This window comes from Pseudomonas sp. G166 (genome assembly GCF_037027455.2).
Taxonomy (GTDB): Bacteria; Pseudomonadota; Gammaproteobacteria; order Pseudomonadales; family Pseudomonadaceae; genus Aquipseudomonas.
On record NZ_CP146985.1, the window covers coordinates 1,749,070 to 1,762,628 of the forward strand.

Here is a 13,559-nt window from a genome sequence, read left to right on the forward strand (position 1 = left end):
TTGCGTACTCTCTCGCTTTTTCCGTTCAAGAGGTGATGGACATGGATATGAGCGTGAAGCTGAACTTGTCTTATCCAGCGGCGAAGCCAGCTCCTACGGTGGTCGGAAAGCCGGTGGATAAGCCGGTGGAGAAGCCTCAAGCCGACGCTGCTGTCGTGGCTGCGGTGAAGGAAACTCCCAAAGACGCTGCTGCCGAGCAGGACAAACTCAAGAAGGCCGTTCAGGAAATCGAGAAGTTCGTCCAGTCGGTCAAGCGCAACCTGGAGTTCTCTATTGATGAGCCTTCAGGCAAAGTAGTGGTCAAAGTGATTGCCAGTGGTTCCGGTGAAGTGATTCGCCAGATCCCGAACGAAGAAGTTCTGAAACTGGCCAATAGTTTGAATGATGCAAACAGCTTGTTGTTCAGCGCCGAAGCCTGACAACTGGCACGAATTTTGTTGCTATGTTCTTTTGGGCGTTGTAAGGGTCAAAAGGCCGGCGACACACTGAAGGGAGTCCCACATGGCAAGTCCAATTCTACCTGGCTTGGGTCTAGGCTCCGGCCTTGATACCACTGCGATCGTCAAGGCCCTGGTCGACTCCGACAAGGCCGCCAAGCAAGGTCAGATCACCCGAGCGACGACGACGACTACCAACAGTATCTCCGGGGTGGGAACCCTGAAGTCGTTGTTGGCAGCTTTCAATACCGCGATGAAGGACTTGTCCAGCACAACGACTCCGCAATTCGCGGGTTTTGCTGCAACCTCCTCGACCCCCACTGTTCTGACGGCAACCGCCAGCAACTCGGCGGTGAACGGTACCTATTCGATCAAGGTCGATAGTATCGCAACGGCTTCCAAGGTCACTACGGCCGCTTTCGCCGGTGGCACTTCCAGTGCCATTCCGTCCGGTACGTTGACCATCAAGCAGAACGGTGTCGACTACAACCTGGATGTGGCGTCCGGTGCGACCCTGCAATCGGTTCGCGACGCGATCAATGCCGACACTTCGCTCAAGGCTGCGGGTTTCAGTGCCAACATCATCACTGACTCTTTCGGTTCGCGCCTGGTGCTGGGTTCCAGCACGACCGGCGCAGGTTCCGACATCTCGGTGAGCGGCATCGCAGGGCTGGAGATCGATGGGACGAATGTCGTGGGGGCCGGCGGTGCCGCTCTGACGGCCACTTCGGCGGGCGCCATCGGTGCCCTGGCCCAAGATGCCAAGTTCTCCGTCGATGGCATGGCGCTGACCAGCAAGAGCAATACGGTAAGCACGGCGATTTCCGGGTTGACCTTGAATTTGCTCAGTGGCGGGCCGAGCGCCAGTTCAACCGTTACCGTGGCACCGAACAACGATGGCCTGAAAGCCTCGATCCAGAAGTTCGTCGATGCCTATAACGCGATCGCCAATAGCATTACCGCACTGACCAAGCCGTCGCTCGATGATGATGGGAAGTTGACGGTGTCGGCAAAATTGACCGGTGACGCATTGCCTCGCTCGCTGCTGGCGGCGATTCGAGCGCCCCTGTCTGAAACCGGCGCTGGCGACAAGCTGACGTCGATGGCCCAGTTGGGTATTACCACCGATCAGAAGACGGGTGCGTTGAACTTCGATAGCGTCAAATTCACCGCAGCGATGAGCGATAAAAAGCTCAGCGGCGAAGTCCAAACGTTCTTCACCGGCACCGATGGCCTGCTGGAGCGTATGGGTAAGGCTATCGAACCCTACACCCAGACCGGCGGCATCCTCGATCAGCGCACCAACACGCTGACCAAGACCCAGACCCGCCTGAAGAACGATCAGGAGGCCTTGGATCGCCGGGTCGAGACCCTGACCGCCACGCTCACCAAAAAGTACAACGACATGGATACCCTGGTCGGCAAGCTGAAGGCTACTGCCAGCAACATCACCTCGATGTTCGAAGCATTGACGGCACAACAGAAAAACAGCTGATTTCGATCGATGCAAAAAGCCCGGCAACGTTTTGACAACGTTCCGGGCTTTCGGCTTTTCGACCTAAAGTTTTTTGACGCAGCGTCGATACGCTGTTTATACCAACCGCAGTTTTTTGATGAGGTAGAACATGAATCCGATGTTGGCCCTTCGCCAATACCAGAAGATTGGCGCCCAGGCGCAAACCTCCGAAGCAAGTCCCCATCGTCTGGTGCAGATGCTCATGGAGGGCGGTCTGGATCGTATTGCCCAGGCCAAGGGCGCGATGGAGCGTAACGATATCGCCAGCAGAGGCGTGCTGATCGGCAAGGCCATTGGCATCGTCGGCGGCCTGCGTGAAGGCCTGGACCTGGAAAACCAGGCCGAGTCAGTGGCCGAGCTGGATGGTCTCTATACCTACATGATGAAGCGTTTGGCCGAGGCCAACGTCAAGGCCGATCCGAAGATCCTCGACGAAGTGGCTGATCTGCTTTGCACGGTCAAGGAAGGCTGGGATGCCATCGCCACGCCTGGTCCGCAATTCTAGGAGTACTCTCATGAGTCTTGTCTTGCAGCGAATCGAACAAACCCGTGATGCCCTGGTCGGTGCCTTGGCCGAGCGTAACTGGGAGGCAATCGGTCAATTGGACCTGGCGTGCCGTTCCTGCATGGAAGACGTCCTGGGCGAGTCCAACGTGGACGAGGTGGCGTTGCGCAATAAACTTGAGGAGTTGCTGGGGGTTTATCGGCAATTGCTGGAGGCGGCGACGGGAGAGCGTCAGGCAATCGTCGACGAGATGTCGCAGATCCATCAAGCGCAGAACGCGGCAAAGGTTTACCATCTGTTCGGTTAATGCTGAGTTAATCCGAACCCTGTGCGCCATAAATTTGACTGTGCGCGGTTTTTTGACTTAACTAGTGGCTGTATCCAGATTTAAGGCGTCTACAGGCATGACAAGTCTGCAAGCGTCTAGCTTGCCCCCAAATTCCGGGCATTGAGTTGACTAGGGAAGTTGCTATTGCATGTGGCGTGAAACCAAAATTCTCCTGATCGATGACGATAGCGTCCGCCGCCGCGACTTGGCGGTGATCTTAAATTTTCTTGGTGAAGAAAATTTACCCTGCGGAAGCCATGACTGGCAGCAGGCCGTCGGCTCTTTGTCGTCCAGTCGCGAAGTCATTTGCGTCCTGATCGGGACCGTCAATGCGCCCGCGACTCTTTTGGGCTTGCTAAAGACACTCTCGACCTGGGATGAGTTCCTTCCGGTTTTGTTAATGGGCGAAAATTCTTCCCTTGACTTGCCTGAAGACCAGCGTCGCCGGGTACTTTCCACGCTCGAAATGCCGCCCAGCTACAGCAAGTTGCTGGATTCGCTGCATCGCGCCCAGGTCTATCGCGAGATGTACGACCAGGCCCGCGAACGCGGCAGGCATCGCGAACCCAATCTTTTCCGCAGCCTCGTCGGCACCAGCCGGGCGATCCAGCATGTGCGCCAGATGATGCAACAGGTGGCCGATACCGACGCCAGCGTGTTGATCCTGGGCGAATCGGGTACCGGTAAGGAAGTGGTTGCGCGCAACCTGCATTACCACTCCAAGCGTCGCGAAGCGCCATTTGTGCCGGTCAACTGTGGCGCGATTCCGGCCGAGTTGCTGGAGAGCGAGCTGTTCGGCCACGAGAAGGGCGCCTTCACCGGCGCCATTACCAGCCGGGCCGGGCGTTTCGAGCTGGCTAACGGCGGTACGCTGTTCCTTGATGAAATCGGCGACATGCCGTTGCCGATGCAGGTCAAGCTGCTGCGGGTGCTGCAGGAGCGTACGTTCGAGCGCGTGGGCAGCAACAAGACCCAGAGCGTCGACGTGCGGATCATTGCTGCGACCCACAAGAACCTCGAGAGCATGATCGAGATCGGCAGCTTCCGTGAAGACCTCTATTACCGCCTCAACGTCTTCCCGATCGAAATGGCGCCACTGCGTGAGCGAGTCGAAGACATCCCGCTGTTGATGAACGAGCTGATTTCGCGCATGGAGCACGAAAAGCGTGGTTCGATCCGCTTCAACTCGGCGGCGATCATGTCCCTGTGCCGTCATGGCTGGCCGGGCAATGTCCGGGAGCTGGCCAACCTGGTGGAGCGCATGGCGATCATGCATCCGTACGGGGTTATCGGCGTGACCGAGCTGCCGAAGAAATTCCGCTACGTCGATGACGAAGACGAACAAATGGTCGACAGCCTGCGCAGCGACCTGGAAGAACGAGTGGCTATCAACGGCCATACACCAGATTTCACCGCCAATGCCTTGCTGCCGCCCGAAGGCCTGGATCTGAAGGACTACCTCGGTGGCCTGGAGCAAGGGCTTATCCAGCAGGCTTTGGACGACGCCAACGGTATCGTGGCCCGTGCCGCGGAGCGCCTGCGCATCCGCCGCACCACCCTGGTGGAAAAGATGCGCAAGTACGGTATGAGCCGGCGCGAAGGAGATGAACAGGCGGATGATTGACGCCTGTTTTACAACCGCCTGATTTTCAGGCGGTTTTTTTTCGGCACGGGTATTGCTACAGCCCTCGCAACGTTCCGTTTAACTGACGGTCAGCCAAGCGAGAGACACGATGACCCAAGCCGCCCAGATGTCCCCTGTCCCTGAGCCGGGGCTCATGCCATCCGCCGAGCAGGCTAGCCGGCTTGGACTTGAGCAGGCATTTGCGTTGTTTAGCCAAATGTCCAGTCAGCTGACTGATTCCTACAGCCTGCTCGAAGCCCGGGTCACCGAGCTCAAGGGCGAGTTGGCGGTGGTCAGCGCCCAGCGTATGCAGGAGCTGGCGGAAAAAGAGCGCCTGGCTAATCGTCTGCAAAACCTGCTCGATCTGTTGCCCGGTGGCGTTATTGTCATCGATGCTCATGGCCGTGTGCGCGAAGCCAACCCTGCAGCCTGTGAGTTGCTTGGCCTGCCGCTGGAAGGGGAGCTGTGGCGGCATGTCATTGCGCGTTGCTTTGCGCCCCGTGAAGACGACGGCCATGAAGTGTCGCTCAAGGACGGTCGGCGCCTGTCCATTTCGACGCGTTCGCTGGATGCCGAGCCGGGGCAACTGGTGTTGCTCAATGACCTGACTGAAACCCGTCACCTGCAAGATCAATTGGCTCGTCATGAGCGCTTGTCATCCCTGGGGCGGATGGTCGCGTCGTTGGCGCACCAGATTCGCACGCCTCTGTCTGCCGCACTTTTATACGCCAGCCATCTGACTGAACAGCAACTGCCGGTAGAAACCCAGCAGCGGTTCGCCGGTCGCCTCAAGGAGCGCCTGCACGAGTTGGAGCATCAAGTGCGCGACATGCTGGTATTCGCCCGTGGTGAACTGCCGTTGACCGACCGCGTTACCCCCAAGGCTTTGCTGCAATCATTGCAGGCAGCGGCGTTGACCCATGTGCAGGATTTGCCGGTCCGCTGGCAGTGCGACAGCCATACCGGCGAGCTGCTGTGTAACCGTGACACCCTGGTCGGTGCGGTGTTGAATCTCATTGAAAACGCAATCCAGGCCAGCAACGGCAATGTCCGTTTGAAGGTGCATTTATATACCCGCGGCAACACGTTGCGCTTGTGCGTCAGTGACAGTGGCAGTGGGATCGAGCCGGCCGTACTGACGCGTCTGGGCGAGCCGTTCTTCACCACGAAGACTACCGGCACCGGACTGGGGTTGACCGTGGTCAAGGCCGTGGCCCGTGCGCATCAGGGAGAGTTGCAATTGCGCTCGCGGCTGGGACGCGGCACCTGTGCGTTGGTGCTCTTGCCGCTGTTTTCCAGTGCGCCGGGTATGGAGTAAAGGTAATGGCGATCAAGGTGTTACTGGTTGAGGACGATCGGGCCCTGCGCGAAGCGCTGGCCGATACGCTGGTACTGGCCGGGCACGATTACGCCGCCGTCGGTTCGGCGGAAGAGGCATTGCTGGCCGTTGGCCGGGAACCCTTCAGCCTGGTGATCAGTGACGTCAACATGCCAGGCATGGACGGGCATCAATTGCTTGGGCTGTTGCGCGCCCGTCAGCCTCAGTTGCCAGTGTTACTGATGACCGCTCACGGTGCTGTCGAGCGAGCAGTGGATGCCATGCGCCAAGGCGCGGCGGATTATCTGGTCAAGCCGTTCGAGCCCAAGGCGTTGCTGGATCTGGTAGCTCGCCATGCCCAAGGTAGTCCTGCCATTGACGGTGATGGGCCGGTCGCGCTCGAGCCGGTCAGTGCGCAGTTGCTGGAGTTGGCGGCGCGAGTGGCCCGCAGTGACTCGACGGTGTTGATCTCCGGCGAGTCTGGCACCGGCAAGGAAGTGCTGGCGCGCTACATCCACCAGCAATCCCGGCGCGCCAGCGAACCGTTCATTGCGATCAACTGTGCGGCGATTCCCGACAACATGCTCGAGGCGACACTGTTCGGGCACGAAAAGGGCTCGTTCACCGGCGCCATTGCGGCCCAGGCCGGCAAGTTCGAGCAAGCCGATGGCGGCACCATTTTGCTCGATGAAATTTCCGAAATGCCCCTGGGGTTGCAGGCCAAGCTGTTGCGGGTCTTGCAAGAGCGGGAAGTGGAGCGGGTCGGTGCCCGCAAACCCATCAGCCTGGACATTCGCGTGGTGGCGACCACCAACCGTGACCTGGCCGGCGAAGTGGCGGCAGGGCGTTTTCGTGAAGACCTTTACTATCGCCTGTCGGTATTTCCGCTGGCCTGGCGTCCGCTGCGCGAGCGCACCGCCGATATCCTGCCACTGGCCGAACGCCTGCTGGCCAAACACGTGAACAAAATGAAGCATGCGACGGCCCGATTGTCGCCCCAGGCCGAGGCTTTCCTGATCGCCTATCCCTGGCCCGGTAACGTGCGGGAGCTGGATAACGCCATTCAGCGAGCATTGATTCTGCAGCAAGGCGGTTTGATCCAGCCGCAAGATTTCTGTCTGAGCGGTCCGGTGGCCTGCGCGCCATTGCCAGCGCTGTCGGCGGCTCCGGCGTTCGCCCCCCAGGCGGACGCGGAGGGCGAGTCGGCTGGCGCCCTGGGAGACGACCTGCGCCGTCGCGAATTCCAGATGATCATCGACACCCTGCGCGCCGAGCGCGGTCGTCGCAAGGAGGCAGCCGAACGCCTGGGGATCAGCCCGCGCACCCTGCGCTACAAGCTGGCACAGATGCGGGACGCCGGAATGGATGTGGAGGCCTACCTCTTCGCCAGTTGAGTGGTGTGTACCGAAAATCCTTTGTGGGAGCAGGATTGCTCGCGAAGGCGATCTGCCAGTCACATTTGCATGGGCTGAGCCATCGCTTTCGCGGGCAGGCCCGCTCCCACATGAGCTTAAGTGAGCATTTGTTTCCTGTCGCCATGGAGCTGGCACCCTTGTTGCTAACACCTGTATACCCGCTGAGTAAGTGTCAAAAAAACGCGGGCCGCCAGAGAGAGTAGACCATGAGCCAAGGTATTGAATTTAATCGGTTGATGCTGGACATGCGGGCCATGCAGATGGACGCCATGGCCCAGCCTAAATCGGTCGCGGTCCCCCAAGTGGGTGGCAGCAGCTTTTCCGACATGCTCGGTCAGGCCGTCAATAAAGTGAACGATACCCAGCAGGCGTCGAATCAGTTGGCCAGTGCTTTCGAGATTGGCAAAAGCGGCGTCGACCTGACGGATGTCATGATCTCCTCGCAGAAAGCCGCTGTCTCGTTTCAGGCGTTGACCCAGGTTCGCAACAAACTGGTTCAAGCCTATCAAGACATCATGCAGATGCCGGTCTAAGGAAATTATTGAGTCATGGCAGAAGCAGCCGCTGATAACGTTCCGGCCAAGGCCACTCCGATAGACGGCAAACCGCCGCTGTTCGGTCTGTCCTTCCTGGAAAATCTCTCCGAGATGACCATGTTGCGTCAGGTTGGCCTGTTGGTCGGCCTGGCTGCCAGCGTGGCGATTGGTTTTGCCGTGGTGCTGTGGTCCCAGCAGCCGGACTACCGTCCTCTGTACGGCAGCCTTGCGGGCATGGACGCCAAGCAAGTCATGGAAACCCTGGCTTCCGCTGACATTCCTTACACTGTCGAACCCAATTCCGGTGCGTTGCTGGTCAAGGCTGACGACGTCGCCCGTGCGCGCCTCAAGCTCGCCGCCGCTGGCGTGACGCCCACCGATGGCAACATCGGTTTCGAGATCCTCGACAAGGATCAAGGCCTGGGCACCAGTCAGTTCATGGAAGCGACCCGTTATCGTCGCGGCCTGGAAGGCGAACTGGCGCGCACCATTTCCAGCCTGAACAACGTCAAGGGCGCCCGTGTGCACCTGGCGATTCCGAAGAGTTCGGTGTTTGTGCGCGATGAACGCAAACCGAGTGCTTCGGTACTGGTCGAACTGTATTCGGGCCGCTCCCTGGAGCCAGGCCAAGTGCTGGCCATCATCAACCTGGTGGCGACCAGCGTACCTGAGTTGAGCAAATCCCAAATCACGGTGGTCGACCAGAAAGGCAACCTGTTGTCTGATCAGGCGGAAAACTCCGAACTGACCATGGCCGGCAAGCAATTCGATTACAGCCGTCGCATGGAAGGCATGCTGACCCAACGGGTGCACAACATCCTGCAACCGATCCTGGGTAACGATCGCTATAAGGCGGAAGTCTCGGCCGACCTGGATTTCAGTGCCGTCGAGTCGACGTCCGAGCAGTTCAACCCGGATCAACCGGCCTTGCGCAGCGAGCAATCGGTGAGCGAACAGCGCACCGCCAGCAATGGTCCGCAAGGCGTGCCGGGTGCCCTGAGCAACCAACCGCCGTCGCCGGCCAGCGCGCCACAAACCACCGGTGGTGCAACCGCAGCCGCCGGCATGGTGCAGCCAGGTCAACCGCTGATCGACGCCAATGGCCAGCAGATCATGGACCCGGCCACCGGCCAGCCGATGTTGGCGCCGTATCCAGCCGATAAGCGTCAACAGTCGACCAAGAACTTCGAACTCGACCGTTCCATCAGCCACACCAAGCAGCAGCAGGGCCGTCTGACCCGCCTGTCGGTGGCCGTGGTGGTGGACGATCAGGTCAAGGTCAACCCGGCCAACGGCGAAACCAGCCGGGCACCGTGGAGCGCCGACGAATTGGCGCGCTTTACCCGACTGGTACAGGACGCCGTGGGTTTCGATGCCAGCCGTGGCGACAGCGTCAGTGTGATCAACGTGCCATTCTCCTCGGAGCGCGGTGAAGTCATCGCCGATATTCCGTTTTATTCGCAACCCTGGTTCTGGGATGTGGTCAAGCAAGTATTGGGTGTGCTGTTCATCCTGATCCTGGTGTTTGGCGTGCTGCGTCCGGTGCTCAACAACATTACCGGTGGCGGCAGGAGCAAGCAGTTGGCTGGCTTGGGTGATGTAGAGCTGGGCGGCATGGGCGGCCTGGATGGCGAATTGGCCAATGATCGCGTCAGCCTCGGCGGGCCGCAGAGCATTCTGTTGCCAAGCCCGAGCGAAGGCTATGACGCTCAGTTGAACGCCATCAAGAGTCTGGTGGCAGAAGATCCGGGTCGTGTGGCCCAGGTCGTGAAAGAGTGGATTAACGCAGATGAGTGATAATCGAGCCGCTGTTGCCAAATTGTCCCGGGTCGACAAAGCTGCGATTTTGCTGCTGTCCCTGGGTTCGACCGACGCCGCCCAAGTGCTGCGCCACATGGGCCCCAAAGAGGTCCAGCGAGTGGGCGTGGCCATGGCGCAGATGGGCAATGTGCACCGTGAGCAGGTCGAGCAGGTGATGAGCGAGTTCGTCGACATCGTCGGCGATCAGACCAGCCTGGGCGTCGGTTCCGATGACTACGTGCGCAAGATGCTCACCCAGGCACTGGGCGAGGACAAGGCCAACGGCCTCATCGACCGTATCCTGCTGGGTGGCAATACCAGCGGCCTGGACAGCCTCAAGTGGATGGAACCGCGCGCCGTTGCCGACGTGATCCGTTACGAGCACCCACAGATCCAGGCGATTGTGGTGGCCTACCTCGATCCGGACCAGGCCGGCGAAGTGCTGGGCAACTTCGACCATAAAGTGCGGTTGGACATCATCCTGCGGGTGTCTTCGCTCAACACCGTGCAACCAGCGGCCCTGAAAGAATTGAACCAGATCCTCGAGAAGCAGTTCTCGGGCAACTCCAATGCCTCGCGCACCACCCTGGGTGGTATCAAGCGTGCGGCGGATATCATGAACTTCCTCGACAGTTCGATCGAAGGTCAGTTGATGGATTCGATCCGCGAAGTCGACGAGGACCTGTCCGGTCAGATCGAAGACCTCATGTTCGTGTTCAACAACCTGTCCGATGTCGATGACCGCGGTATTCAGGCACTGTTGCGCGAAGTGTCCTCCGATGTACTGGTGCTGGCTCTCAAGGGCTCGGACGAAGGCGTCAAGGAAAAGATCTTCAAGAACATGTCCAAACGGGCGGCCGAACTGTTGCGCGACGACCTCGAGGCCAAGGGCCCGGTGCGCGTCAGCGACGTGGAAACCGCACAGAAGGAAATCCTCACCATCGCCCGCCGTATGGCCGAAGCCGGAGAGATCGTTCTCGGTGGCAAGGGCGGCGAAGAGATGATCTAAGGTCGTTATGTCTGCCAAGAGTGATGATTCACCCAGCGACCTGATCCGCGCCCGGGACGTCGGCGGTTTCGACGTCTGGTCGCTGCCAAGCTTCGACCCCCACGTGCCCGAGCCTGAGCCGGAGCCTGTGGAAGAGTTGCCGGAAATGGAGGAAGTGCCGCTGGAGGAAGTCCAGCCACTGACTCTGGAGGAAGTCGAGAGCATTCGCCAGGAGGCCTACAACGAAGGCTTCGCCGTTGGCGAGAAGGAAGGGTTCCACAGCACCACGCTCAAGGTCCGTCAGGAAGCCGACGTGGCGCTGACGGCCAAGTTGCGGGCGTTGGAATCGCTGATGCACAACCTGTTCGATCCTATCGCCGAGCAGGACACCCAGATCGAGAAATCCCTGGTGGGTTTGGTGCAACACATCACCAAACAGGTGATCCAGCGTGAACTGGCCATTGATTCGAACCAGATCGAACACGTCATGCGCGAAGCCCTCAAGCTATTGCCGCTGGGCGTAGGCAATGTGCGGTTGTACATCAACCCTCAGGATTTCGAGTTGGTCAAAGCCTTGCGCGAGCGTCATGAAGAAACCTGGCGCATTGTGGAGGATGCTTCGTTACTGCCGGGTGGTTGCCGGGTGGAAACCGAGCACAGTCGTATCGATGCGACGGTCGAAACCCGCATCAGTCAGGTCATGGCCAAGCTGTTTGACCAATTGCACGAACAGGCCCTGCATCCGGCAGCCAGCGATTTGAGTCTGGAGTTGCCGGACGAACCCACGGTCGCGGCTGATGATGAACCGAGCATCGCTGAGCCGGATCCCGTTGAATTGAGTGTTCCTGCATTGGACGGCCGTGATGCGCCTTGAGCGAACCAGCTTCGGCAAGCGCCTGGGCAGCTACGCCGAGGCCACTGAGTTGGCCGGCCAGCCGATCCTGGAAGGGCGCCTGCTGCGCATGGTCGGCCTGACGCTTGAAGCCGAAGGCCTGCGTGCCGCCATGGGCAGTCGCTGCATGGTGATCAACGACGACAGCTATCACCCAGTTCAGGTCGAAGCCGAAGTCATGGGCTTTTCCGGCAGCAAAGTCTTTTTGATGCCGGTGGGCAGCGTGGCCGGTATCGCCCCGGGGGCGCGCGTGGTGCCCCTGCCCGACACCGGTCGGCTGCCCATGGGCATGGGTATGCTCGGACGCGTGCTGGACGGGGCCGGACGTGCCCTGGACGGCAAAGGTGGGATGAAGGCCGAAGACTGGGTGCCGATGGATGGCCCGACAATCAACCCCCTCAAGCGCGACCCCATCAGCGTGCCGCTGGACGTGGGCATTCGTTGCATCAACGGTTTGTTGACGGTTGGGCGCGGCCAGCGTCTGGGCCTGTTTGCCGGTACCGGGGTGGGTAAGAGTGTGCTGCTGGGCATGATGACCCGTTTCACCGAAGCCGACATCATCGTTGTGGGCCTGATCGGCGAGCGGGGCCGCGAGGTGAAGGAATTCATCGAGCACATCCTTGGCGAAGAAGGGCTCAAGCGTTCGGTCGTAGTCGCTTCGCCAGCGGACGATGCCCCGCTGATGCGGCTGCGGGCGGCCATGTACTGCACGCGCATCGCCGAGTATTTCCGCGACAAGGGCAAGAATGTCCTGTTGCTGATGGATTCGCTGACCCGTTTTGCCCAGGCCCAGCGGGAAATCGCCCTGGCCATTGGCGAGCCGCCGGCCACCAAGGGTTATCCACCTTCAGTGTTCGCCAAGCTGCCGAAGCTGGTGGAACGTGCCGGTAACGCAGAGAAGGGCGGTGGTTCGATCACGGCGTTTTATACCGTGCTGTCTGAGGGTGACGACCAGCAAGACCCCATTGCCGACTCCGCTCGGGGTGTGCTCGATGGTCACATTGTGCTGTCCAGACGCTTGGCCGAAGAGGGACATTACCCAGCCATCGATATCGAAGCGTCCATCAGCCGGGTGATGCCGTCGGTCATCAGTGCCGAACACATGAAGCGTGCCCAACAGTTCAAGCAATACTGGTCGCGCTACCAGCAAAGCCGCGACCTGATCAGCGTCGGTGCCTACGTGCCCGGCGGTGACCGGGAAACCGACACCGCCATCAATCTCTATCCGGCCATGGCCGTTTACCTGCGCCAGAGCCTGAACGACAACATCGGCATGGGCGCCAGCGAAGCGCACCTGCAGAGTATTTTCACCCCGGTCGCCGGCGGCTAACCGGCCATGGCCACGAGTCGTGCGGCGCGCCTGGCGCCGGTGGTGGACATGGCGGAAAAAGCCGAGAAAACCGCTGTCCAGCGGCTGGCCTATTTCCAGGGGCAGGTCAAAGTGGCCGAGAGCAAACTGGCCGACCTGGAGAACTTCCGCCTCGAATATCAAGAACAATGGATTACCCGTGGCAGCCATGGCGTTTCCGGGCAATGGTTGCTGGGGTACCAAGGGTTTCTTGCGCAGTTGGGCACGGCTATCGACCAGCAACGCCAGAGTCTGAATTGGCACCAGAACAACCTGGAAAAGGCCCGCCAGAGCTGGCAAGAAGCTTTCGCTCGGGTCGAAGGGCTGCGCAAACTGGTGCAGCGCTATATCGATGAGGCGCGGCAATTGGAGGACAAGCGCGAGCAAAAGCTGCTGGATGAGTTGTCCCAGCGTTTGCCGCGTCAGGATCCGTACTAGTCATGCAGCCAGATTTTTGTCGGATGATTGCTCCAAAACCTTGCTCGTACCTCTACCAGGTGCTAAACCTTGTACACGTATGTCCATGACAAGGAAGCCAACTATGTCAGTTGTTACCGAAGTATCCGAACATGGGAAAAAACTGACGATTTCGGTCGAGGGTCGATTCGATTTCGGACGGCACCAGGAGTTTCGTGAGTCTTACGAGAGACTCAATACGATACCCGACTCCATCGTGGTGGACTTGAAGAAAGCCACTTATCTCGACAGTTCTGCCTTGGGCATGCTCTTGCTATTGCGTGACTATGCCGGTGGCGACGAGTCAGATATCCGGGTTGTCAACAGCAGCAGTGACGTGAAGAAAATCCTCGCGATCTCCAACTTCGACAAGCTGTTCGACATCAGTTGATCGCT

Annotated in this window: 14 protein-coding genes; all 14 read left to right on the top strand. The window is 59.5% G+C overall.

All coding sequences use genetic code 11. The annotated features are described in order from the left end of the window. Positions 1 to 41: 41 nt before the first annotated feature. Positions 42 to 419 (top strand): flagellar protein FlaG, encoded by a 378-nt coding sequence (locus tag SGN16_RS07845; protein WP_210643424.1) that lies wholly within the window; start codon positions 42 to 44, stop codon positions 417 to 419. A gap of 82 nt (positions 420 to 501) precedes the next feature. Continuing rightward, on the top strand, positions 502 to 1,932 hold the full coding sequence (gene fliD, locus SGN16_RS07850) for a flagellar filament capping protein FliD (protein WP_210643425.1): 1,431 nt from the start codon (positions 502 to 504) through the stop codon (positions 1,930 to 1,932). 130 nt (positions 1,933 to 2,062) lie between these two features. Beyond that, entirely contained in the window at positions 2,063 to 2,458 is a 396-nt protein-coding gene (gene fliS / locus SGN16_RS07855; protein WP_210643426.1) for a flagellar export chaperone FliS, read from the top strand. A gap of 10 nt (positions 2,459 to 2,468) precedes the next feature. Continuing rightward, complete coding sequence (locus tag SGN16_RS07860; RefSeq protein ID WP_210643427.1) at positions 2,469 to 2,765, top strand: flagellar protein FliT; 297 nt, start codon at positions 2,469 to 2,471, stop codon at positions 2,763 to 2,765. A gap of 169 nt (positions 2,766 to 2,934) precedes the next feature. Continuing rightward, positions 2,935 to 4,410, top strand: a complete 1,476-nt coding sequence (locus tag SGN16_RS07865) for a sigma-54 dependent transcriptional regulator (RefSeq protein ID WP_135844288.1) — start codon at positions 2,935 to 2,937, stop codon at positions 4,408 to 4,410. A gap of 127 nt (positions 4,411 to 4,537) precedes the next feature. Continuing rightward, positions 4,538 to 5,728, top strand: coding sequence for an ATP-binding protein (locus SGN16_RS07870; RefSeq protein ID WP_335943675.1), 1,191 nt, complete (start codon positions 4,538 to 4,540; stop codon positions 5,726 to 5,728). A 5-nt stretch (positions 5,729 to 5,733) separates the two neighbouring features. Further along, positions 5,734 to 7,122: a sigma-54 dependent transcriptional regulator gene (locus SGN16_RS07875; RefSeq protein WP_335943661.1), complete on the top strand. Its 1,389-nt coding sequence runs from the start codon at positions 5,734 to 5,736 to the stop codon at positions 7,120 to 7,122. 227 nt (positions 7,123 to 7,349) lie between these two features. Further along, complete coding sequence (fliE, locus tag SGN16_RS07880) at positions 7,350 to 7,676, top strand: flagellar hook-basal body complex protein FliE (protein ID WP_210643429.1); 327 nt, start codon at positions 7,350 to 7,352, stop codon at positions 7,674 to 7,676. A 15-nt stretch (positions 7,677 to 7,691) separates the two neighbouring features. Then, a complete protein-coding gene (fliF, locus tag SGN16_RS07885; RefSeq protein WP_210643430.1) occupies positions 7,692 to 9,476 on the top strand; it encodes a flagellar basal-body MS-ring/collar protein FliF in 1,785 nt (594 codons plus the stop codon). After that, on the top strand, positions 9,469 to 10,488 hold the full coding sequence (gene fliG / locus SGN16_RS07890) for a flagellar motor switch protein FliG (RefSeq protein ID WP_003184041.1): 1,020 nt from the start codon (positions 9,469 to 9,471) through the stop codon (positions 10,486 to 10,488). The genes fliF and fliG overlap by 8 nt, the downstream gene beginning before the upstream one ends. A 7-nt stretch (positions 10,489 to 10,495) precedes the next feature. Continuing rightward, positions 10,496 to 11,341: a flagellar assembly protein FliH gene (fliH, locus tag SGN16_RS07895; protein ID WP_335943662.1), complete on the top strand. Its 846-nt coding sequence runs from the start codon at positions 10,496 to 10,498 to the stop codon at positions 11,339 to 11,341. Further along, on the top strand, positions 11,331 to 12,689 hold the full coding sequence (gene fliI / locus SGN16_RS07900) for a flagellar protein export ATPase FliI (protein WP_210643432.1): 1,359 nt from the start codon (positions 11,331 to 11,333) through the stop codon (positions 12,687 to 12,689). Before fliH ends, fliI begins: the two co-directional genes overlap by 11 nt. 6 nt (positions 12,690 to 12,695) lie before the next feature. Then, positions 12,696 to 13,145, top strand: a complete 450-nt coding sequence (fliJ, locus tag SGN16_RS07905) for a flagellar export protein FliJ (protein WP_335943663.1) — start codon at positions 12,696 to 12,698, stop codon at positions 13,143 to 13,145. Between the two features lie 103 nt (positions 13,146 to 13,248). Next, complete coding sequence (locus tag SGN16_RS07910; RefSeq protein ID WP_210643434.1) at positions 13,249 to 13,554, top strand: STAS domain-containing protein; 306 nt, start codon at positions 13,249 to 13,251, stop codon at positions 13,552 to 13,554. The last annotated feature ends 5 nt before the right edge of the window (positions 13,555 to 13,559 follow it).

Excerpts from the sequence above, each read along its gene's own strand:
- SGN16_RS07845 (WP_210643424.1), top strand. The coding sequence starts at position 42 with ATGGATATGAGCGTGAAGCTGAACTTGTCTTATCCAGCGGCGAAGCCA.
- SGN16_RS07875 (WP_335943661.1), top strand. The coding sequence starts at position 5,734 with ATGGCGATCAAGGTGTTACTGGTTGAGGACGATCGGGCCCTGCGCGAA.
- fliS (WP_210643426.1), top strand. The coding sequence starts at position 2,063 with ATGAATCCGATGTTGGCCCTTCGCCAATACCAGAAGATTGGCGCCCAG.
- fliF (WP_210643430.1), top strand. The coding sequence starts at position 7,692 with ATGGCAGAAGCAGCCGCTGATAACGTTCCGGCCAAGGCCACTCCGATA.
- SGN16_RS07865 (WP_135844288.1), top strand. The coding sequence starts at position 2,935 with ATGTGGCGTGAAACCAAAATTCTCCTGATCGATGACGATAGCGTCCGC.
- fliD (WP_210643425.1), top strand. The coding sequence starts at position 502 with ATGGCAAGTCCAATTCTACCTGGCTTGGGTCTAGGCTCCGGCCTTGAT.
- fliJ (WP_335943663.1), top strand. The coding sequence starts at position 12,696 with ATGGCCACGAGTCGTGCGGCGCGCCTGGCGCCGGTGGTGGACATGGCG.
- fliE (WP_210643429.1), top strand. The coding sequence starts at position 7,350 with ATGAGCCAAGGTATTGAATTTAATCGGTTGATGCTGGACATGCGGGCC.
- fliG (WP_003184041.1), top strand. The coding sequence starts at position 9,469 with ATGAGTGATAATCGAGCCGCTGTTGCCAAATTGTCCCGGGTCGACAAA.
- SGN16_RS07860 (WP_210643427.1), top strand. The coding sequence starts at position 2,469 with ATGAGTCTTGTCTTGCAGCGAATCGAACAAACCCGTGATGCCCTGGTC.
- fliH (WP_335943662.1), top strand. The coding sequence starts at position 10,496 with ATGTCTGCCAAGAGTGATGATTCACCCAGCGACCTGATCCGCGCCCGG.
- SGN16_RS07870 (WP_335943675.1), top strand. The coding sequence starts at position 4,538 with ATGTCCCCTGTCCCTGAGCCGGGGCTCATGCCATCCGCCGAGCAGGCT.
- fliI (WP_210643432.1), top strand. The coding sequence starts at position 11,331 with ATGCGCCTTGAGCGAACCAGCTTCGGCAAGCGCCTGGGCAGCTACGCC.
- SGN16_RS07910 (WP_210643434.1), top strand. The coding sequence starts at position 13,249 with ATGTCAGTTGTTACCGAAGTATCCGAACATGGGAAAAAACTGACGATT.